Here is a 19091-nt window from a genome sequence, read left to right on the forward strand (position 1 = left end):
CGGACCCCCTGGCCGATCACCGGTTGGCCGCCCGCGGACGCACCCGCGGGCGTGAATCAGGTATCGACGACTGCGTTTTCGGTAGTCAACTCATCCGATCGGCTCCCGTCCGCGGTGGCGGTCCCGCCGCCAACGCCGCCGTCTCCTCATCGGACAGCAGGCGCGATCTGATGATGAACCGCACGCCCTCTGGCGCCTCCAGCGAGAATCCGCCGCCGCGCCCGGTCACCACGTCCACGGTGAGATGGGTGTGTTTCCACAGTTCGAATTGATCACCGCTGATCCAGAATTCGGTATGCCACGGCAACCGACCCAGCAGCACATCCGCGCCGCCTACCCGGAATTCGCGCACTCCGAAGCACATCGGTGAACTCCCGTCGCAGCAGCCGCCGGATTGGTGGAACAGCACCGGTCCGTGCTGTTCTATCAACCGGCGCAACACTTCTCGTGCCCGTTCGGTGATCGCGACGCGGGCTACTCTGCCGTGCATCAGTAGAACCCGAGTTTTGTCGGTGAATAACTGACCAGCAGATTCTTGGTCTGCTGGTAGTGCTCGAGCATCATTTTGTGGTTTTCCCGGCCGATGCCGGACTTCTTGTACCCGCCGAAGGCGGCGTGCGCAGGGTACGCGTGGAAACAATTGGTCCATACTCGCCCTGCCTTGATTGCCCGACCCATCCGGTAAGCCGTGGTGATATCCCTGGTCCACACCCCGGCGCCGAGGCCGTAGAGGGTGTCGTTGGCGATCATGGTCGCCTCTTCGACGGTGTCGAACCTGGTCACCGCCACCACTGGGCCGAAGATCTCCTCCTGGAAGATCCGCATCGTATTGGTGCCCTCGAAAATCGTCGGCTGGATGTAGTAGCCACCCGGCAGTCCGTCTACCTTGCGTGCTTCCCCACCGGTGAGCACACGGGCGCCTTCCCGCCTGCCGATATCGATATAGGACAGGATCTTTTCGAATTGGTCGTTACTGGCCTGGGCACCGATCATGGTGGTGTCGTCGAGCGGATTACCGCCCCTGATGGCTCGGGTCCGTTCGATGCAGCGGGCCAGGAATTCGTCGTAGATCGACGAATGGATCAGCGCGCGCGAGGGACAGGTGCACACCTCGCCCTGGTTGAGCGCGAACATGACAAAGCCCTCGACGGCCTTGTCCAGGAATTCGTCATCGGCGGCCATGACATCGGGCAGGAAGATATTGGGGCTCTTACCACCCAACTCCAGGCTGACCGGGATGATGTTCTCGCTCGCGTACTGCATGATGAGCCGTCCGGTGGTGGTCTCGCCGGTGAAGGCGACCTTGGCCACGCGCGGACTCGCCGCCAGCGGCTTACCCGCCTCGACACCGAAACCGTTGACCACGTTGAGAACTCCGGGCGGCAGCAGATCCGCGATGAGCTCGATCACCAGCAGAATCGATGCCGGGGTCTGCTCGGCGGGTTTGAGCACCACACAGTTGCCCGCCGCCAAGGCCGGAGCCAGCTTCCACGCGGCCATCAGGATCGGGAAGTTCCACGGGATGATCTGACCGACCACGCCGAGCGGTTCACGGAAGTGGTAGGCGATGGTGTCGACATCGATTTCGGCGATGCTGCCCTCCTGGGCGCGAATGGCGCCGGCGAAGTAGCGGAAGTGGTCCACCGCTAAAGGCAGGTCGGCGGCGAGGGTTTCGCGCACGGGTTTGCCGTTATCCCAGGTTTCGGCGATGGCGAGGGGTTCGAGGCTGTGCTCGATCCGGTCGGCGATCTTGTTGAGGATATTCGCGCGCTCGGCGGGGGAGGTGGCGGCCCATTTGGCGGCGGCGCTGTGCGCGGCTTCGAGAGCCATATCGATATCGGCGGCACAGGAGCGCGCCACCGAGCAGAAGGTCTCGCCATCGACGGGGGAGGGGTTCTCGAAGTACCTGCCCTCGATCGGGGCCGCCCAGTCACCACCGATGAAGTTGTCGTAGCGACTGGCGTAGGTGACGATGCCGGTGGCAGACCCCGGTTTGGCGTAGATCATGTGTAGGCGCTCCCTCGCGAATCTTGCCTGCCGGGCCACTATGTCCCGAGAAGGTTGGTGCGAGGTTGGTGCCGCTATCGCGGCGGGCCGTCAGCAGCGCAGTGCGGTATACAACCGGGCGACGACCACGGCGCGGCGCACATCGTCGGCGGGCAGCAATCGCAGCGCGTGCTCGTGCACTTCGATATCGCCGGGGGAGCGCTCGCCGAAGGCGACGGCGTGATCCGCCCGGTCGCTGGCCAGTACGGCGGTGCGCACCCCGACATCGAGATGGTTGCGCCACTGCAGCACACGTGGGCTGTCCGAACCGGGCAGCAGCGGTCCACGGTAGAGCCAAACCGCAGAGGTCGTGTCGCCGGCCTGGATGGCGGCGAGCAGGTCGACAGCATCGCAGGAGACCGGACCGGTGAGCATGTACCGGCGGTTGCTGATCTCGCCGCCGGTGGTGCGGCGCAGATGTGAGACATCAGCCTTGAGCGTGCTGGAGGAGACCGGGCGGTCGCCGTAGACCGCGGCCTGCAGTTGTTCGGGGGTGAACCCGTCGGGCTCCAGGGCGAGCAACGCCAGGATTTCCAGGTGGCGCGGCGGCAAGGGCACCGGCCTGCCATCGCGGACCAGCCGTGCGCCGTCGAGACATTCGAGCCGCACGCCGCGTGCGGGTGTCGGAGCGGCCGCACGCAATATCGTCTCGACCGCGGTGACCAGCGCCCGGACCGAGGTCATCACCATCGGATGCGAACGCTCCCAGGAACTGGACAGATCGAGCACACCCAACTGGTGGCCGTCGGGTGCGTGGATCGGTGCGGAATAGCAGACCCAGCCGTGTAGCGCGGCGACCAGGTGTTCGGCGGAGAAGACGGTGGTCGGGCGGTCGCTGTGCAGCGCGAGCGATAATCCGTTGGTGCCCATATGGCTTTCGTCCCAGCAGCCGCCTGGTGCGAAATTCACCGCCTCGGCCTGGCGACGCAGCGCACGATCGCCGCAGGACCAGAGAATGGTGCCCGCGGCGTCGGTGACGACCGCGAGATAGCCGGAGTCTTCGGAGATGCCGCGCAGATCACCGGCGAGTTCGGTAATCGGTTGGCGCAGTGGGGATTCGGTCCAGCGCTCGCGGACATCATCTAGCCCGGGGGCCTCGGTGCAACTCGGATCGACGGTCGTCAGCGAGCGCCGCCAGGATTGGATGACCTCATTGCGTAGCGAGGTCGAGTCCGCGGGTATGCCGAAAGCGCTATTCGGAGCGGACGTCCAACGTGCCCATTCTTTTTCCAGTGCGGCCCGTTGTCGGGTGAGGGTGCGGAATTGTGCCACCTCGTTGACCCCATCGTTAGTGTGAGCTCACATTCGCTATCTCATGATGGCGTACGCATCTAGGTTGAGTCGAGAGTTCGATGGCAAACCGACCGTTCCCCATTGAAGATTCAACTCTGCTGTGCGATCACGGTCTACGCTGCTGGATATGGCAAGGGTTTCGCGACGAGCCAAGGTGGCCGACGTGCACGAAATGGCCACCGGCATGCCGTTCGTCAACCGCTTGGACGGTCCGCACGGCAATGCGGTGTACCAGGTCGGCGGCAAATCCTTTGTCTTCTTCCGCAACCCGCGCCCCGATGCATTCGATCCGGACACCGGTGAACGATATACCGATGTGATCGTGATCTGGGTGCCCTCGGAATCGGACAAACTCGCGCTGGTGCAGGATCCGGATTCACCGTTCTTCACCACTCCGCATTTCGACGGGCATCTGTCTGTCCTGGTGCGCGGCAGTCGCATAGGTGAACTCAGCAAGCAGGAGTTGGCCGAGGTCATCCAGGACGCCTGGCTCAGCCGGGCCTCCCGCAAGCGGGCGGCCGACTGGCTGGCCGCGCACAATGTCGCGGACTGACCTGCCGTGGCCTGTCCTGCGTTCAGCGCAGCAACTCGATTACCGCGCCCATCGGCTCCATACTGCTCTCGAGTACCGAGACGTAGCTGAATCCGAACCGTTCCCGGCGCTGTTCCAGCTGCCGCGCCATTTCCTTCGGCGTCCCGATCAGCAATGCGGGCAACTCCTCCGGCTGGTCGGCGGCATCGGCGGGCAGATGCGGCCCATACAGTTCCAGTGCGGCCGACCGTTCATCCGGCGGAACCACCCGCTGCAGCAGGATATTCAGCTCGACATCCTCGGCCCGTGACCCGAGCAACTCGCGTAGATACGTCATTCGCGCATCGGTGGCGTCGAGTCCGACGAACTGCAGCGGACCGCCGTTGTATGCCGGTGCGGCACCGGGCAGCGCGACGATATCGGCATATTCGGCCGCGACCCGCAGCAGCCGATCACCCCAACCGGCGATGACCAGCGGCGGGCCCGAAGGCTGCGCGGGCCGCGGCTGATACTCCGGATCGGCGAACAACCGCCGCAGTGTCGCGACGGTCGTCGCCAACTGCTCGACCCGCTTGCCCGCGGTCTCGAAAGTGATTCCGGCCGTTTCGAATTCCTCCCGGACATATCCGGCTCCGAGCCCCAACTCGACGCGTCCATCGGTGAGTTGATCGGCCGTGGCGGCATCGCGTGCCAAGAGCGTCGCGTTATAGAAGGGTGTGTTCAAGACGAGGGTGGTCAGCCGAACCCGCTCGGTGGCCTCGGCCGCGAGAATCATTGCCGGAAACGGCGCGGGCAACCCCAGGTGATCGGCCACACCGATCACGTCGTACCCGAGTTCCTCGGCCCTGCGACACTTTCGTATCCACTCCGCTCGCGAAGCGGGAGCGAGCAGATTGACACCGAACCGGAACTTGCGTCGCGCAGCCGTCACCGTTCCTGTCTACCAGGCCCGATCAGCAGGGTGCGAGCACCAGTCCCACCCAAACCATCCCGGCCGATGTCACGACCGCCGCCAATGCCGGACCTGGCCGCTTGAACGACTTGACGGTCCGCCGCAACGCATTTCGCCATTGCGGCACATCGGGTTTCGTCTCCGACGTCCGCCTGCCCAACCAGCGTCGCACCAATCCGATGGTGCCGATGACGAGTGTCGCGATCAGCACGGTCCACCCCTACGCATTCACGGCTGTCCGCCGCGACGAAGCCTCCGCCGCCCGTGGCACGACGCCGAACTCGATCAGACTCTCCGCAGTGTCCAGGACGGTCTCCCGCACCGGTCGCATCGACCATCCGAGTTCCCGCCGCGCCTTCTCGTAGCTGAGCTGTTCGGTGCGGCCCAACATCGGCACCGTCAATCGAATCCCCTTGTCGAACAGGGCGATCGCCCGCACGAGAACATCCGGGATCACCCGAGTCGGTACCCGGTATCCACGCGGCCCGAATTCCTCGGCAAGCATTCGCCCCGTATCCGCCATCCAGACATGTTCGCCCGCACAGATATACCGATTCCCGACCGCTGCGGCAGACTCCAGTGCAAGCCGATGCGCCACCGCCAGATCCCGCACATCCACCACTGCCCACCCCACCCGAGGTGAACCCGGCGCGTCGTGGGCGAGCAGTCGGCGCACCGGTTCGTGTGAGGTGCTCGTCGCCGCGGATTGCAATGGGCCCAATATCATTCCGGGATTCACCACCACCAGCTCCAGACCCGAATCCACCGCGAAATCCCATGCCGCCCGCTCGGCCAGTGTCTTGCTCTTCTGATAGGCGGCACTGCGTTCGACCACCGACCAATCGGCTTCGGTGCGCACCGCATCCGTCTCATGGCCGTAGGTCACCGCGGCGATCGAAGAGGTGAGCACCACCCGCTGAACGCCGCCATCGGCACACGCCCGCAATACCCGCAATGTCCCGTCGACCGCGGTACCGATCAGTTCCCGTTCATCGTCTGGCGGCGTTGCGGGAAACGGTGACGCCACGTGCAGTACGTACGTACAGCCGGAAACTGCCGCCGCCCACCCCGCATTGTCGTTCAGATCCGCCGCGACGAACTCCAACTCGCCGCCGAGCCGATCCGCAAGCGCCACCAGATGTGCGCGCTTATCCGCATTTCCGAGATCGCGAACCGTGCCACGCACGGCATATCCGTGCTCGAGCAGTTCCGCGATGACGTGTCCAGCGACGAATCCTGTTGCGCCGGTGACGAGTACCCGTGAACTCATATGCTTACCCGCTTCGAAGGAGGAGATGCGAACAGCTCATCTGAGCGCCGCTCAGATCATCTAAGCACTGCATAGTTAGGCTGTCCAGCAGGTGTCGAATACGCTCGATTGGTGACGCGGACCAGTTACCACCACGGCGCGCTGCGCGACACGCTCCTCGCCGCCTGCCTGCGGCTGATCGAAACCGAAGGCCTCGGTGCGGTAAGCCTGCGGCGGGTGGCCCGCGAGGCGGGCGTGAGCACCGGCGCGCCGTACCACCATTTCGCTGATCGCTCGGCATTGCTCGCCGCCCTGTCGACCGAGGGTTTCCGACAGCTCGGCAGCGATTTGGCCGACGCACGCGCCGCCGCCGTCAGCCCGTTACAAGCACTGACCGCGCTGGCCGAAACCTATGTGCGGTTCTCCCAGGAAAATCCCGGCTACTTCCGTCTGATGTTCCGTCCGGAACTCTCGCAACCCGATAAGCATCCGGACGCGGCGGCCGCGGGCGATGCGGCCTTCGATGTCCTTGCCGACAGCATCGCCGACGCCGTCGCCGCCGGATTGCTGCCCGCCGACAAGGCCGACACGCTGGCCGTCATGTGGTGGAGTCTGGCGCACGGCATGGCCTCGCTGTGGCTGGACGGTCAGCTCGAAAAACGCAGCATCCAGCTCGGGACCACCGCGCCCACACTGGTCGAGGACATCATGCGCACCTTCACCGCATTGCTCGGTCCCGGCGCGTGACGCCCGCGCGGGCACACCCGACACTAGAGTGAAGCCGAACATTTGCTGTCCGATGCACCCGCACTCTTCGAGAGGGATGTTCCGATGACACAGCAGCTCGATCCCACGGTCCAGGAATTCGTCGCCGCGCTCAACGACAGCGACCAGGACCGCTTCTACGCCATCCTCACCGACGATGCGACCATGTCCGATGACGGTGTGGAGCGCAATCTGGTCCAGTGGACCGATTCCGAGATCTTCGGCAGCAATGGGCGCATGAATGTCGAATCGGTCGGTGACAACGGCACCGAATTGGTTGCCGACTACACGAACTCCCGCTGGGGTTCGATGCGCACCGCCTGGCGCTTTATCGTGCACGACGGCAAAATCAGTCGATTCGAGACCGGCCAGGCCTGAGTACCCTGAGTTCGTGTTCAGTCCGCCCGCCGCCCGACCACCACCACCCACGGAGTCGCTGCGCGACGCTGTGTTGCCTGATTACGGCACGGGCTCCCTGGCTGATCTTTTCCCCTCACTCCTCGCCGGGCTCGGCGTACCCGGCGAGGTCGACCGGCTCGGCCTCGAACTCGCCGCCGATCGGATCTGTGTACTGCTGATCGACGGTCTCGGCGCGGATGCGCTCGCCGCGAATTCCGATGCGGCGCCGTTCCTGTCGGCGCTGGCGCGACGCACGCTGACGGCCGGCTTCCCGAGCACGACGACGGTCAGTCTGAGTTCACTCGGGGTCGGTGTGCCCCCCGGTGAACACGGGTTCACCGGATACCTGATACACGTGCCCGGCTACGACCGGCTGGTGAATGCGCTGACCTGGCGGCTACACGGCGCGGGACCGAAGATCGACCTGCTGCACGATCTGGTGCCGGAGCAATTCCAGCCCACCGCCACGGTTTTCGAGCGCGCCGCCGCCGACGGTATCGCGGTGGCCCAGGTCGCGCCGCGCCTACAGGCGGGTTCCGGGCTGACCAGGGCCGTGCTGCGCGGCTGCGAATTCCGCCCCTACGTATCCGTCGGTGATTTCGTCGACGGCGTCGCGATCGCATTGCGGGCGGGCTCGCGGTCGTTGGTCTACGCCTACCACGGCAACCTCGACACGACCGGTCATGTGCGCGGACCATCCTCCGACGCTTGGCTTTTGGAGCTCGCGCATGTCGACCGGCTGGCCGCGACCATCGCCGAACATCTGCCGCCCGATGCCGCGCTCATCGTCACCGCCGATCACGGCATGGTGGAACTCGTCGACCGTATCGATTACGACAAGACCGAGGTACTGCGCGACGGCGTACGCCTACTCGGTGGCGAACCGCGCGCCCGTCACGTCTTCACCGTGGATGGCGCCACCGCCGATGTGGCAGCGACATGGCAGGAATTCCTGGGCGTCGACTTCGATGTCATCCCCCGCGCCGAGGCGATCGACCGCGGCTGGTTCGGCCCCACCGTGGCACCGCATATCGCCGAGCGCATCGGCGATCTCGTGGTCGCGGCCCGTGGTCTGCGCGGTGTCGTGCGCACCGGCGCCGAACCGCTGGAATCCAGGCTGATCGGACATCATGGTTCGCTTACATCGGCGGAGATGAATGTGCCGCTGCGCACGTTCCGACCGTAACCGGCCATTGCCCTAGGCTGTACGCGTCGTCGCGGGCATGGTCGCCCGCCGAAGCGCCAGGAGGATCTCTATGAACGCCACGCTCTTACGGACCGGACTCGGTGTCGCGGCCGTCGCGGCACTGCTGGCCGGTTGCACCGAAATCGAGCGGGCGCTCAACCAGGGTGGGGACACCACCTGCCGCGATTACGTCAAACAGGATCAGGACACCAAGCGCACGACGATCACCAAATTCATCAAGCAGCAGACCAACGATGATCACGAGCCCGCGGGCACGGCGGTCGATGCGACGATGATCCAGGTGGATCTGCTCTGCGGTGCGCAGGTCAATCAGGACACCCCGATCAAAAAAGCCGATATCGCAGGCATTTTCCTCAACAAGTAGTCCGAATACGTGGCAGGCGGACACGCAAAAGCGGCCCCAGTCGATCGAAAACTGAGGGCCGCTTTGCTGTTTCGGGACTACGCGCGATCGAACTCGCCGTCGTTCACGCTAGCGGTGAAGGCGTCCCACTCGGACGGAGTGAACACCAACGCGGGACGGGTCGGGTTCTTCGAGTCCCGCATTCCGACGTGGTCACCGTCGAGGAAGGCCACCTCAACGCACTCTTTTCCGGCTTCGCTACGTCGGGACTTGAACCACTGCGCGGCGGTTAGGTCGACCTCGACGTTCACTGTCACAACTCCTTACGGCACGGACACTCCGGGCATGCAGACGGCCTCTGAGAAAGCTGGGGCCGATTTGCTACCTCGACCTACGTCCGGTCGAACTCGCCGTCGTTCACGCCAGCCGTGAAGGCGTCCCATTCGCTGGGCTTGAAGACCAGCGCGGGGCCGGTCGGGTTCTTGGAGTCCCGCACGCCGACCATGCCTCCGTCAAGGTGTGCGACCTCCACGCATTCGCCGCTGCCCCCCGAACTGTGGCGTGATTTGAACCACTTCGCCCCCGTCAGGTCGACTTCAGCGTTCACCGTTATAACTCCTTGCTATTTCTCTCAATAGGACGCGACTCGACCGAGCATCCATCGTCGCCCCAACCAGCGTACGGAACGTGTGCCGACAACGTTGCACGTCGTCGCGCTTCTCGAGGTACGCATCCCCTGTGTAGCTCTCCGCATAGATGACAGACGGTTCCACCGGTTTGCCTTGTACGTCCTTCGGAAAGGTCATCACAATGAACGGGGTGACGAGTCTGCCGGTTGGCAAGCCAGCTTCTTGCCTGAGTATGCGTAACTCGATGTTCTCGAGCGTGCTCATGTCCGCCGCATGTCGACACTGATCAGCCATCACCTGCGGGTTACCGATGGTGGTCCGCAGCGCATTCTCATGTATCACGGCCGTAAGTTTGCACGGATTCCGGGGCCGCGTGAGCAGGTGCTGACGTCGAGCCCGAACGGCTGCCAACCGTTCCAAATCCGCGTCGGGGACTCGCGGCTGCCTTGCTCGGTTCATGGCCTGCGCGTAGTCGTGAGTTTGGAGCAGACCGGGGATGATGAGCGGCTGAAATATAGCCAATTCACTTGCGGCGGATTCAAGTTCGACGTACGTGTTGAACTTCGGCTCGAGTACATCACTGTAGGTTCGTAGCCACGACCGGACAGGCGCCTGTCCTGCAAGCTCCTTCCATGCCACAAGGTCTTCCGCCTCGACCCCGTATAGCCCGCCCAGGGCGTCAAGATCTGTCGCCCTGACGGTTTTGTTGCGGCCGTTCTCCAGTCTGCTAATCGTTGCGTTACCCCAGCCGAGTGTTCGCGCGGCCACCTCCAAGCTCAGGCCCGCCCGCGTCCGTGCTTCTCGCAGTAAACGGCCGAGTTGCCTACGCGGCAGAGTGGTTCCGTTGTCCTCTGGCCCATCATCGTCTTCGGTTGTCACCCCTTGCGATCCCCTTCCGGCTTGCGATGCAGCTTCCTTCCGTCGCGGAAGGAGCGTAACTGTGTCAGCGGAAGGATTACTGCGCTTTCAGTTGAGTTTCGCCAGTTCGCAATTGCGCCTGTCCGAACGTTGGCGCTTGACACACCCTTTGCGTCATGTCCACGCCGAAACGAGAGCTTCCACAACGAGATCCGTTCACCGGGCCGCCAGTCGCGTACACGGGCGCACCGCCCGAACTGGTCGAGCAGGTCGCGGCCGCGGTCCGCGAGTGGGCAGGCCCGCCGATAGCTCCATCCGTGCGCCGTCTGCTCGACGACTTCCATAAGGACACCCAGCAGAAACTCGACCTCGCTCCCATCGACAGCCGTCCGATATTTCAGGGTGCGGACGGCTCGTTGGTTCCGGTCGACGAGGACGGATGGATTTGCGACTCGGACGCCGATCCGGACAAAGCCGACGCAAACACCATCCAGCCCACCGATGTTCGCGACCTCGAGGAATCGTGAGCACGAAACCCCGAGACCTCGAGAACGTTTCGCCTCGTCCCAACGAACCGGATGTACACCTCAGCGTGTTCCTGCACGGCGTGCGCCTCGACTACGCCGCGTGCCTTACCGCCGCGCTGATATTCACGCGCGAACACCAGCGGCGGCATTACGCCGACGCGGTCACCATCGACCTCGGCGACACCAGCCGCTATCCGCGTCTTCCGTGCGAACGCCTGTTCCTCGGACGATGAGATGGGCGAAATTCGAGAGCGTCAACGGAATCCGTCGGGCCATTCGACTTTCCCAGCGGCAGCCGACGATTGTGCTGGTCAAGGCCGAATTGACGGTTCATGCGCATTCTGCATTACTGTGATCTATATCACGTTCCGTCGGGCATTTTGTCGGTGGCGCATGGCATGGTGGGCGACATGCCTTTCGCCGATTCCGTCGTCGCCACGGATGTCATCCGCGTGCTCGGTGCCAGTGAGCACAATCTGCGCAATGTGTCGTTGGAAATCCCCAAGAACAAGATCACCGTCTTTACCGGCGTCTCCGGGTCGGGCAAATCGTCGATCGTCTTCGATACGATTGCCGTGGAGTCCCAGCGTCAGCTGTATGCGACATTCCCGGCATTCATTCTCAACTTCCTACCGCGCTATGAGCGGCCGCACGCCGAGGCGATCGAGAACTTGACGGCTCCGGTCATCATCGACCAGCAGCCCGTGGGCGGTGGGCCGCGCTCGACCGTCGGGACGATGACCGATATCTACTCGATGGTGCGGGCGATGTTCGCCCGATTCGGTTCGCCCTCAGCCGGATTCGTATACAACTACTCGTTCAATGTGCCGCAAGGCATGTGCCCGGACTGCGATGGACTCGGGGTCACGGTGCGGGCCGATCCGGATCGGTTGGTGGACCGGAGCAAATCGCTGAGCGAGGGTGCGATTCTGCTGCCCGGTTATGCGGTGGACAGCGGCGAGTGGCAGATGTACGGCAAATCCGGGCGCTTCGATCCGGATAAGAAACTGGCCGATTACGACGAGGACGAGTTCACCGACCTGCTCTACGGCACCGGCGGCAAGGTGGAGCTGACCTTCGCCAAGGGCACCTGGAAGGCGAATTACGAAGGGCTGGCGGCCAAATTCACCCGCACCCGATTGCAGCGCGACACCACAACGCTCAGCGAGAAGACGCGCGAACAGATGCAGAAATTCCTCACCGAGGGTGTCTGCGCGACCTGCCGTGGTGCTCGGCTCAACGAAGCGGCATTGGCCACGAAGATCGATGGCCGCAATATTGCCGACTGGTCCGGACTGCAGATCACCGATCTGATGACGGTACTCGATGCGATCAGCGATCCGGCCGCGCTCGGACTGGCCGCCGCGATCCGGACCGCGCTGCAGCGGGTGAGCGATATCGGACTCGGTTATCTGAGTCTGGATCGGCCGACCTCCACCCTGTCCGGCGGTGAGGGGCAGCGGCTCAAGATGATCAAACACCTGTCGAGCACGCTGATCGGGATGACCTATGTATTCGACGAACCGAGCGTCGGATTGCATCCGCGTGACGTCGGCCGGTTGAACAACCTACTGAAGGCACTGCGGGACAAGGGCAATACGGTGCTGGTGGTCGAGCACGATCCGGATGTCATCCAGATCGCCGACCACATCGTCGATGTCGGGCCGCGCGCCGGTCTGCACGGCGGGCAGGTGGTATTCGAGGGCACCTTCGCCGAGCTGCGGGCCGCGGATACGCCGACGGGTGCGGGATTGCGCAGGCCGTTCACGGTCAAGGACACCTTTCGTAAGTCGAACGGCGCGTTGCTCATCGAGCATGCGAATGTGCACAACCTGAAAGATGTGACCGTCGCGGTGCCGACAGGCATTCTCACCTCGATCACCGGTGTGGCCGGTTCCGGCAAGAGCAGCCTCATTCGCGATGTGTTCGTCCGGGAGCATCCGGATGCGATCTTCGTCGACCAGTCGGCGATCGGGGCATCGTCGCGGTCCACGCCCGCAACGTATCTGGGCCTGATGGATCCGATCAGGAAGCTGTTCGCCAAGGCGACGGGGGAGTCGCCGGGCCTGTTCAGTTTCAACTCGACCGGAGCATGTAAGCAGTGCGAGGGGCGCGGTGTGCTCATTACCGAGGTCGCCTACATGGACCCGGTCACCACCCACTGCGATGCCTGTGACGGACGCCGGTTCTCCGACGAGGTGCTGGCATTGACCTTGCGCGGCAAGTCGATTGCCGATGTGCTGGCAATGTCGGCCGAAGAAGCCCTCGGATTCTTCACCGAAAAGGCACTGTCGGCAAAGCTGCGCACGATGAACGAAGTGGGTCTGGACTATCTCAGCCTCGGTCAGGCCATGAGCACCCTCTCCGGCGGCGAACGCCAACGCATCAAACTGGCAACCCAACTCCAGAACACCGGCACCGTCTACGTTCTCGACGAACCGACCACCGGCCTGCACATGTCGGATGTGGACACCTTGCTGGCTCTGATGGACGGCTTGGTCGACCGCGGCAACACCGTGGTGGTAATCGAACACAACCTCGATGTGGTCGCCCATTCCGACTGGGTGATCGATCTGGGCCCCGACGGCGGCAAGGACGGCGGCGAAATCGTCTTCACCGGAACTCCCGCCGAATTGCTGACCCACCCGACCTCTCTCACCGGGGAGTACCTGCGAAAGTACAAGGCCGCCGGGTAGGGGTCAGGCGGAATCAACGAGCGGGCGGACGTGCGCGGCGGCGGAGGCGTCGTCGCGCCACGTGCACGCGAGGCCGAAGGCGGCTACTCGGCCGGTGGCCAAAACGGCTCGTATGGACGCTGAGACGTCGGCCAGTGTGGGGCCGTTGGGGGCAGGGAAGAGTAGGCCCGGGAGATCCTCCGGGGTAACTACATCGAAGTCGACATGAAGGTAGAGCGGGCCGTCCGGCAGGTCGCCGAGGTCGTCGACCGGGCGGTGCCGGATCTGTGCGGCGCGCAGGTATTCGGCTTCCGGTGGGTCGAGGTCGCGGCCGCCGACCAGGACGGCGCGCTGTTCGGGGATGGCGCGCAAGCCGATTCGGTCGGCTATGAGGTGACGCCCGTAGCCGACCAGCATGCGCAGCGGGAAGCCGCCGAGGTAGCCGGATGCGGAGGTCTCGAGGGTTTGCACATCACCGTGCGCGTCGAACCAGACGAGCGCGGGATCCAATCCGGCCCTTTGTAATCCGGCCACCGTGCCGAGGGCGGTGGTGCAGTCGCCGGAGGCGACGATCGCACGTTCACCGCGAATCGCGGACTCCGCAACCCGGTCCGCCACCGCGGCATAGAGCACGGCCATCCGCGCCCATGGATCATCGACATCCGGCAACTCGGCCGTGACCACCGCGTCCGGGGTGATCGGAACATCCATCTCCGGCCGGTATTCATCGAGGTGGTACGGCACGAGCAAGCGCATCTATCCGAGCCTATTCGGGACCGAAGCACGCGCCACCGAATTAGGAACAGGGCCGCGGGAACGTGCGTCCGCCCGGCGCGGAGGGGCCGCCTCGGTCCGTCGTTGTGGCCATCGACGCTTCGGCTCAGCGCGCCGCGTTCACTGATGCGGACTGGTACCCGACCGTCCGCACCGCGTCGGTGATGAGCTCCCGAACGTCACGTGGTGCGCGCGGAAGCAGGTCGTGTAGGTCGGATTTCGATGCTTCGAGGAGTCCGGCACCGAGATTCGCGAACAACGAGAGCGTATGCGTGATTTGATACGGCTCCAACCCGATGCCCTGCAACATATCTCGCATGTCTGCGAGTGAGACGGGCACGTATCGCACCGGGCTGCCGAGGGATTCGTTCAGAATCTCCGCGATATCCGCACCACCGACCGCGGTCACGCCTTCCAACTCGTACACCTTGTCCGCATGCCTGCTACGCCGTCCTGCGGTCAGATCGCGCTCGGTCTCCGCGGCCACCCGTACGGCGACCTCGGCCAGATCCTCCCGTGCCACCACCGAGATTCGACCGGTGCCGAATGCGGCGGCGAATACCCCGGACTCAGCCGAGGCGACGGCACCGGCGACGGCGAGCCCGACCGGCACCTCCGCGTAGAGTCCGTTGCGCAGGATCGTGACGTCGAATGGTGCGGCGGCCAAACGCTTTTCGGTCCAGCGGTGCGGCAGCGCAATCGTCATCAGATCGCCGGAACCCGCGAGACTGGTGTAGATCACGTGCCGGACCCCGGCTGCCGCTGCGGCGTCGATCACCGCACCGTGCCGGGCCAACACCACATCGTCTTCGGCATATCCGGCCGAAATCAGGACGAGGACATCGACATCCCGCAGTCCCGCGGGCAGCGTTGCCGGGTCGTCGAAATCGATTCGGCGCGTGGTGGTGTCGTCACCGGAGCGGCTGCCCCCCGCTACTGTCAGTCCGTCGAGGGTGGACAGGCCTTGGTGGACGAGGCTGCCGAGGGCTCCGGAGATACCGGTTACCAGGATCATCGCAACGCTCCCGATTGTTGTAGTTGCTGGATTCGTCCCAGCATCGGCGGCCGCGAAGCGCGGCATAAGGAGGCACTTTCATGTCGGTCACGAACACCGCGGTCACCGCGCAGGTCGCGGGCACTATTCCCGATGGGCCCTGTGGCGATGACGACTGTGGCATCCGCGATGTGCTCGACCGGTTGGGGGATCGGTGGACGGTATTGGTGATCGTCGAATTGAGTAAAGGGGTGCGGCGTTTCCGCGAGTTGGAGCGGGCGGTTCCCGGCATTTCACAGCGGATGCTGACACTGACCACCAAGCGGCTGTGCCGCGACGGCATGGTGGAGCGGATCGCGTATCCGACGATTCCGCCGCAGGTCGAATACCGGCTCACCGAGACCGGCCAGAGCCTTGCCGCGGCGATCGGCGGACTGGCCGACTGGTCGCGCGATCATAAGGACCGCATCGCTTACGCCCGCCGACGCTGGGATGCCGAGCACGGCGATTGAACACCTGTCGCGGGCGGGCCAACAGCGCTTGAATGGAAGCATTCCCCAGGGAGGTTCCGATGACCCTTACCGCTTGTGACCTGCTCGACGGGATCCAAGCCGAGCTGGCCCCGCACGACAACGACAACCGCATGGTTCCGCTTATCTCGGTCGGCACAGCACCGCGCGCGGTCTTCGCCGCGATCGCCGCCGAGGAGCAACGCATCACCAGCAGCGACTGGCGCAGCTTCCACGCCATGGCGGCACGAGAGGACGAACCGCACGTCAGAGCATTCCTCGACGGACTCCCACCGGGCGAGCAGCAGGCGCTAGCCCTGTTGGACGCGCTCATGGCGGCAGTTGGACCAGACCAGGGCATGGAGCTGCCCAGAGCGGGTTGTCAGGCCTACCCGGCCTACGTCGCCTGGTTGGCGCTCAACGCCGAGCCCTCCGCCGCTGCGGCGGGCATCTACGCGAACGTCGCCGCATTCGGCCGCTACTGCCGTGCCGTCGCCGAAGGCATGCGCGCGCACTACGACTTCGACGACCCGGCCTGCGCATTCTTCGACTTCTTCGCCGCCGACGCCGCCCCCGAAGCCGAACAGCGGGCCTTCGCCGCAATCCAGGCCGGACTCGACTCCGGACGATTGAATCCGAACGAGGCACACTTGTATGCCAGACTCTTCCAGAACTACGAACTCATGTTCTGGAACACCCTGGCCGACGAGTTCTCCGGATAACAAGGTGCACAGTCAAGCCGTTGGTGTTCGTCCGACCGTGGAAGTCGAGCCGACCGACCACCCGTTGGCCGTGATATGCGAGCACAGGCGTTTCAACCGCAAAGCCCAATCGCGCGTCGAGCGCGGCGCTATCGCTGCTCGCTCAGCTGCTGCGTGCCCGTGATGCGGAGCAGTTCCAGCGCTGTGGCGGCAGGAGTGTCAGGTCCCGCGGAGTACACAACTACGGCCTGGTCGCTGTCGGGGACGAACAGCGCATCGCAATCCAGGACCAAACGCCCGACCTCGGGGTGATCGATGGTCTTGGTGGCGCTGCGCCAGTTGCCGGTGCTCCCTTCGCGCCACAGCTGATCGAATCGCTCACTGCGCGAACGTAGTTCGGCGATGAGCCGAGCGAGGTCGGGATCGTCGGGATAGGCCGCCTTCGCGCTGCGCAGCGAGCTGACCCAGGATTCGGCGGCCGCCTCGGCCTCGGCGGGGGTGAAGACCACCCGGGAGGGTTCGGTGCCGAGGAAGGACTGCCAGATGATGTTGCGTCGGGCGGGCGACCATGCGGAGAAGTCCCCGAGCAATGCGGCGGCCATCGGATTCCAGGCCAGCACATCGGCCTTCGCGGAGATCACCAGTGCGGGCAGATCCGCCATGCGGTCCAGCAGCCGCAGCACGCTCGGTCGCACCACCATGTTGATGCGACCCGCCTGCGGTGGCGCGGAACCGGCCAGCCGGAACAGCAGATCGCGTTCGGGATCCGCGAGCCGTAGGGCGCGGGCGAGCGCGCCGAGCACCGCCACCGACGGTCGCGGTCCCCGCCCCTGTTCAAGCCGGACCACATAGTCGACGCTGACACCGGCCAGTTGCGCGACCTCCTCGCGTCGCAGCCCCGGCACCTGGCGTCGCGAACCACTGGGCAGCCCGACATCGCGCGGCCGCACCCGGGCGCGGGCCTGCCGCAGTAGCGTGGCGAGTTCGGCGCGATCCATGCCTCGATGATGCCGCAGCGTGCGGGTGCCGGGGTGGTACTGCCGGTCCCAGGAGTTGGCGGCCCTGGAGCCACATTCGGGTGGCAGGCCAGGCTCGAGTCATGACCAACACGACAACAGCCCTGGTGACCGGGGCGAATAGGGGAATCGGCCGCGAGGCGGTCCGGCGGCTGGCCGAACTCGGCTGGCAGGTATTCCTCGGTGCTCGCGATGCGGAGCGCGGTAAGGCGGCCGCGTTCGACCTCGCCGAACAGGGATTGAATGTCGAATTCGTCCAGTTGGACGTGACTTCGGTCGAATCGATCACGGTCGCCGCCGAAACCATCGCGGCGCGGACGCCGCACCTGGATGTGCTGATCAACAATGCCGGTATCGGAGGCACGCGGGCCACTCCCGCCGACACCGTTGCCGCCGATTTCCGGAATGTCTTCGAGACCAATGTTTTCGGGCCCGTCCAGGCGACCCACGCTTTTCTTCCGCTATTGCGTGCCGCCACCAATCCACGCATCGTGATGGTGTCCAGCGGCATCGGTTCGATCGCAATCACGTCCGATCCGAGCCGGATCGAATCGCAGATCCTCGGCCTGGTCTATCCCTCCTCGAAGACCGCGCTGAACATGATCACCACGCAGTACTCGCGCGAACTGCCGCAGATGCGAATCAATGCCGCCGATCCCGGTTACACCGCAACGGATTTGAACGGAAACTCAGGGCATCAAACGGTCACCGAGGGCACCGACGCCATCGTCCATCTCGCGACCATCGGTCCCGACGGCCCCACCGGCGGCTTCTTCAACCGCGTCGGCCGGGTGCCGTGGTGAGCACCCGACCTTGCAACCTTGTCGCTCCGGGATTCAGCGCGCTCCGCCGTTGACATACAACGTCTGGCCACTCACATAGGACGCCTCATCACTGGCCAAGAACGCGATCACCGCGGCGACCTCCTCGGGCTGGCCCACTCGACCGAGCGGAGTCCGTTCGGCGGCGGCCTTCTGATGGTCCTCGGCCGTGAGCCCGACCCGATCGGCGGTCGCGGCCGTCATCGCGGTGGCAATGTAGCCTGGCGCGACGGCATTGACATTGACGTTGTATGGCCCGAGCTCGAGGGCGAGCGTCGCGGTCAGGCCCTGTATCCCGGCCTTCGCGGCCGCATAATTCGCCTGACCGCGATTGCCGAGCGCCGAGCGGCTGGACAGCGAGACGATCTTGCCGTAGCGCTGGGCGACCATGTACTCCTGGGCCGCCTGGGTGCAGTGGAATACACCGGTCAGATTGACCGCGAGCACCGCATTCCAGTCGTCCTCGGAGAGCCGGAAGAACAGATCGTCGCGGGTGATGCCCGCATTGTTGACCAGAATGTGCGGCCCGCCGAAAACTATTGCGATATCAGCGAATACGGATTCCACCGAGGCGCGATCGGTGACATCGCAGACATAACCGCGGGCCGTGCCGCCCGCCGCGACGATTTGCGCGGCGGTGTCCTCAGGTGCATTGCGGTCGAGCACTGCGACCTGCGCGCCTTGGGCGGCGAGCAACTGCGCGGTGGCCGCGCCGATACCCTGTGCCGCGCCGGTGACGACGGCGACCCGGTCGGTGAATCTGGTCATCGAAAGTCCTCCTCGAGAGTTCGCTACGGCGCC

At 64.6% G+C, this 19091-nt stretch carries 24 protein-coding genes; 11 read left to right on the forward strand and 13 right to left on the reverse strand.

Features of this window, described 5'->3' with window-relative positions; translation table 11 throughout:
* Nucleotides 1-85: 85 nt before the first annotated feature.
* The 3 genes from ACIBI6_RS16055 to ACIBI6_RS16065 form a co-directional block, all read right to left on the reverse strand.
* Complete coding sequence (locus ACIBI6_RS16055) at nt 86-490, reverse strand: DUF779 domain-containing protein (RefSeq protein WP_364351208.1); 405 nt, start codon at nt 488-490, stop codon at nt 86-88.
* Nucleotides 490-2007, reverse strand: coding sequence for an aldehyde dehydrogenase family protein (locus ACIBI6_RS16060; RefSeq protein ID WP_364351211.1), 1518 nt, complete (start codon nt 2005-2007; stop codon nt 490-492). The genes ACIBI6_RS16055 and ACIBI6_RS16060 overlap by 1 nt, the downstream gene beginning before the upstream one ends.
* A gap of 90 nt (nt 2008-2097) precedes the next feature.
* Nucleotides 2098-3318 (reverse strand): transcriptional regulator, encoded by a 1221-nt coding sequence (locus ACIBI6_RS16065; RefSeq protein WP_396956777.1) that lies wholly within the window; start codon nt 3316-3318, stop codon nt 2098-2100.
* A gap of 148 nt (nt 3319-3466) precedes the next feature.
* Between ACIBI6_RS16065 and ACIBI6_RS16070 the strand changes: the two genes are divergently transcribed.
* Entirely contained in the window at nt 3467-3892 is a 426-nt protein-coding gene (locus ACIBI6_RS16070; RefSeq protein WP_396956778.1) for an MmcQ/YjbR family DNA-binding protein, read from the forward strand.
* A gap of 22 nt (nt 3893-3914) precedes the next feature.
* Here ACIBI6_RS16070 and ACIBI6_RS16075 read toward each other — a convergent pair whose 3' ends face one another.
* From ACIBI6_RS16075 to ACIBI6_RS16085, 3 genes are read right to left on the reverse strand one after another with little or no spacing between them, the layout of a single operon-like run.
* A complete protein-coding gene (locus ACIBI6_RS16075) occupies nt 3915-4802 on the reverse strand; it encodes a TIGR03621 family F420-dependent LLM class oxidoreductase (RefSeq protein WP_396956779.1) in 888 nt (295 codons plus the stop codon).
* A 22-nt stretch (nt 4803-4824) separates the two neighbouring features.
* Nucleotides 4825-5034 carry a hypothetical protein gene (locus ACIBI6_RS16080; protein ID WP_364351222.1) on the reverse strand — a complete coding sequence of 70 codons (210 nt, stop codon included), beginning with the start codon at nt 5032-5034 and terminating at the stop codon, nt 4825-4827.
* A gap of 9 nt (nt 5035-5043) precedes the next feature.
* Nucleotides 5044-6093: an NAD-dependent epimerase/dehydratase family protein gene (locus tag ACIBI6_RS16085; RefSeq protein WP_396956781.1), complete on the reverse strand. Its 1050-nt coding sequence runs from the start codon at nt 6091-6093 to the stop codon at nt 5044-5046.
* Between the two features lie 111 nt (nt 6094-6204).
* Between ACIBI6_RS16085 and ACIBI6_RS16090 the strand changes: the two genes are divergently transcribed.
* The 4 genes from ACIBI6_RS16090 to ACIBI6_RS16105 all read left to right on the forward strand — a co-directional run bounded on the left by ACIBI6_RS16090 (nt 6205) and on the right by ACIBI6_RS16105 (nt 8807).
* A complete protein-coding gene (locus tag ACIBI6_RS16090) occupies nt 6205-6819 on the forward strand; it encodes a TetR/AcrR family transcriptional regulator (protein ID WP_364351228.1) in 615 nt (204 codons plus the stop codon).
* Between the two features lie 84 nt (nt 6820-6903).
* A complete protein-coding gene (locus tag ACIBI6_RS16095) occupies nt 6904-7215 on the forward strand; it encodes a nuclear transport factor 2 family protein (protein WP_364351231.1) in 312 nt (103 codons plus the stop codon).
* Between the two features lie 13 nt (nt 7216-7228).
* Nucleotides 7229-8422: an alkaline phosphatase family protein gene (locus ACIBI6_RS16100; protein WP_364351234.1), complete on the forward strand. Its 1194-nt coding sequence runs from the start codon at nt 7229-7231 to the stop codon at nt 8420-8422.
* A 70-nt stretch (nt 8423-8492) separates the two neighbouring features.
* A complete protein-coding gene (locus ACIBI6_RS16105; protein ID WP_364351237.1) occupies nt 8493-8807 on the forward strand; it encodes a hypothetical protein in 315 nt (104 codons plus the stop codon).
* Between the two features lie 77 nt (nt 8808-8884).
* On the opposite strand, the gene ACIBI6_RS16110 is transcribed toward ACIBI6_RS16105, so the two are convergent.
* From ACIBI6_RS16110 to ACIBI6_RS16120, 3 genes are all read right to left on the reverse strand, one after another.
* A complete protein-coding gene (locus ACIBI6_RS16110; RefSeq protein ID WP_396956782.1) occupies nt 8885-9097 on the reverse strand; it encodes a DUF397 domain-containing protein in 213 nt (70 codons plus the stop codon).
* Nucleotides 9098-9177: 80 nt separating this feature from the next.
* Nucleotides 9178-9393 (reverse strand): DUF397 domain-containing protein, encoded by a 216-nt coding sequence (locus ACIBI6_RS16115; RefSeq protein ID WP_396956784.1) that lies wholly within the window; start codon nt 9391-9393, stop codon nt 9178-9180.
* Nucleotides 9383-10294, reverse strand: a complete 912-nt coding sequence (locus tag ACIBI6_RS16120; protein WP_396956785.1) for a helix-turn-helix domain-containing protein — start codon at nt 10292-10294, stop codon at nt 9383-9385. Before ACIBI6_RS16120 ends, ACIBI6_RS16115 begins: the two co-directional genes overlap by 11 nt.
* Before the next feature lie 155 nt (nt 10295-10449).
* Between ACIBI6_RS16120 and ACIBI6_RS16125 the strand changes: the two genes are divergently transcribed.
* From ACIBI6_RS16125 to ACIBI6_RS16135, 3 genes are all read left to right on the forward strand, one after another.
* Nucleotides 10450-10800, forward strand: a complete 351-nt coding sequence (locus tag ACIBI6_RS16125) for a hypothetical protein (RefSeq protein WP_396956786.1) — start codon at nt 10450-10452, stop codon at nt 10798-10800.
* Nucleotides 10797-11033 carry a hypothetical protein gene (locus ACIBI6_RS16130; protein ID WP_364351252.1) on the forward strand — a complete coding sequence of 79 codons (237 nt, stop codon included), beginning with the start codon at nt 10797-10799 and terminating at the stop codon, nt 11031-11033. The genes ACIBI6_RS16125 and ACIBI6_RS16130 overlap by 4 nt, the downstream gene beginning before the upstream one ends.
* Nucleotides 11034-11210: 177 nt before the next feature.
* Entirely contained in the window at nt 11211-13496 is a 2286-nt protein-coding gene (locus ACIBI6_RS16135; protein WP_396956787.1) for an ATP-binding cassette domain-containing protein, read from the forward strand.
* A 3-nt stretch (nt 13497-13499) separates the two neighbouring features.
* Here ACIBI6_RS16135 and ACIBI6_RS16140 read toward each other — a convergent pair whose 3' ends face one another.
* Nucleotides 13500-14231 carry an arginase family protein gene (locus ACIBI6_RS16140; protein WP_396956788.1) on the reverse strand — a complete coding sequence of 244 codons (732 nt, stop codon included), beginning with the start codon at nt 14229-14231 and terminating at the stop codon, nt 13500-13502.
* 124 nt (nt 14232-14355) lie between these two features.
* The gene (locus ACIBI6_RS16145; protein ID WP_364351261.1) at nt 14356-15264 is read right to left on the reverse strand and encodes an NmrA family NAD(P)-binding protein; all 909 of its coding nucleotides are present in this window, start codon (nt 15262-15264) and stop codon (nt 14356-14358) included.
* Between the two features lie 80 nt (nt 15265-15344).
* Here ACIBI6_RS16145 and ACIBI6_RS16150 point away from each other — a divergent pair, with 80 nt between their 5' ends.
* Nucleotides 15345-15755: a helix-turn-helix domain-containing protein gene (locus ACIBI6_RS16150; protein WP_364351264.1), complete on the forward strand. Its 411-nt coding sequence runs from the start codon at nt 15345-15347 to the stop codon at nt 15753-15755.
* Between the two features lie 59 nt (nt 15756-15814).
* The gene (locus ACIBI6_RS16155) at nt 15815-16474 is read left to right on the forward strand and encodes a hypothetical protein (RefSeq protein ID WP_396956789.1); all 660 of its coding nucleotides are present in this window, start codon (nt 15815-15817) and stop codon (nt 16472-16474) included.
* A 128-nt stretch (nt 16475-16602) separates the two neighbouring features.
* Here the strand turns inward: ACIBI6_RS16155 and ACIBI6_RS16160 are convergent, their stop codons facing one another.
* Nucleotides 16603-17451, reverse strand: a complete 849-nt coding sequence (locus ACIBI6_RS16160; RefSeq protein ID WP_364351270.1) for a helix-turn-helix transcriptional regulator — start codon at nt 17449-17451, stop codon at nt 16603-16605.
* Between the two features lie 101 nt (nt 17452-17552).
* On the opposite strand from ACIBI6_RS16160, the gene ACIBI6_RS16165 reads away from it, so the two are divergent.
* Nucleotides 17553-18272 (forward strand): SDR family oxidoreductase, encoded by a 720-nt coding sequence (locus ACIBI6_RS16165; protein WP_364351273.1) that lies wholly within the window; start codon nt 17553-17555, stop codon nt 18270-18272.
* A gap of 33 nt (nt 18273-18305) precedes the next feature.
* On the opposite strand, the gene fabG is transcribed toward ACIBI6_RS16165, so the two are convergent.
* Complete coding sequence (gene fabG / locus ACIBI6_RS16170; RefSeq protein WP_396956791.1) at nt 18306-19058, reverse strand: 3-oxoacyl-ACP reductase FabG; 753 nt, start codon at nt 19056-19058, stop codon at nt 18306-18308.
* Between the last annotated feature and the right edge of the window lie 33 nt (nt 19059-19091).

The organism is Nocardia sp. NPDC050412, from assembly GCF_044458825.1.
Lineage (GTDB): Bacteria > Actinomycetota > Actinomycetes > Mycobacteriales > Mycobacteriaceae > Nocardia.

What these genes read in the sequence shown, in the direction of transcription:
- ACIBI6_RS16055 (WP_364351208.1), bottom strand. Translation starts at nt 490, where the DNA reads ATGCACGGCAGAGTAGCCCGCGTCGCGATCACCGAACGGGCACGAGAA.
- ACIBI6_RS16060 (WP_364351211.1), bottom strand. Translation starts at nt 2,007, where the DNA reads ATGATCTACGCCAAACCGGGGTCTGCCACCGGCATCGTCACCTACGCC.
- ACIBI6_RS16070 (WP_396956778.1), top strand. Translation starts at nt 3,467, where the DNA reads ATGGCAAGGGTTTCGCGACGAGCCAAGGTGGCCGACGTGCACGAAATG.
- ACIBI6_RS16085 (WP_396956781.1), bottom strand. Translation starts at nt 6,093, where the DNA reads ATGAGTTCACGGGTACTCGTCACCGGCGCAACAGGATTCGTCGCTGGA.
- ACIBI6_RS16095 (WP_364351231.1), top strand. Translation starts at nt 6,904, where the DNA reads ATGACACAGCAGCTCGATCCCACGGTCCAGGAATTCGTCGCCGCGCTC.
- ACIBI6_RS16105 (WP_364351237.1), top strand. Translation starts at nt 8,493, where the DNA reads ATGAACGCCACGCTCTTACGGACCGGACTCGGTGTCGCGGCCGTCGCG.
- ACIBI6_RS16125 (WP_396956786.1), top strand. Translation starts at nt 10,450, where the DNA reads ATGTCCACGCCGAAACGAGAGCTTCCACAACGAGATCCGTTCACCGGG.
- ACIBI6_RS16135 (WP_396956787.1), top strand. Translation starts at nt 11,211, where the DNA reads ATGCCTTTCGCCGATTCCGTCGTCGCCACGGATGTCATCCGCGTGCTC.
- ACIBI6_RS16140 (WP_396956788.1), bottom strand. Translation starts at nt 14,231, where the DNA reads ATGCGCTTGCTCGTGCCGTACCACCTCGATGAATACCGGCCGGAGATG.
- ACIBI6_RS16145 (WP_364351261.1), bottom strand. Translation starts at nt 15,264, where the DNA reads ATGATCCTGGTAACCGGTATCTCCGGAGCCCTCGGCAGCCTCGTCCAC.
- ACIBI6_RS16150 (WP_364351264.1), top strand. Translation starts at nt 15,345, where the DNA reads ATGTCGGTCACGAACACCGCGGTCACCGCGCAGGTCGCGGGCACTATT.
- ACIBI6_RS16155 (WP_396956789.1), top strand. Translation starts at nt 15,815, where the DNA reads ATGACCCTTACCGCTTGTGACCTGCTCGACGGGATCCAAGCCGAGCTG.
- ACIBI6_RS16160 (WP_364351270.1), bottom strand. Translation starts at nt 17,451, where the DNA reads ATGGATCGCGCCGAACTCGCCACGCTACTGCGGCAGGCCCGCGCCCGG.
- ACIBI6_RS16165 (WP_364351273.1), top strand. Translation starts at nt 17,553, where the DNA reads ATGACCAACACGACAACAGCCCTGGTGACCGGGGCGAATAGGGGAATC.
- fabG (WP_396956791.1), bottom strand. Translation starts at nt 19,058, where the DNA reads ATGACCAGATTCACCGACCGGGTCGCCGTCGTCACCGGCGCGGCACAG.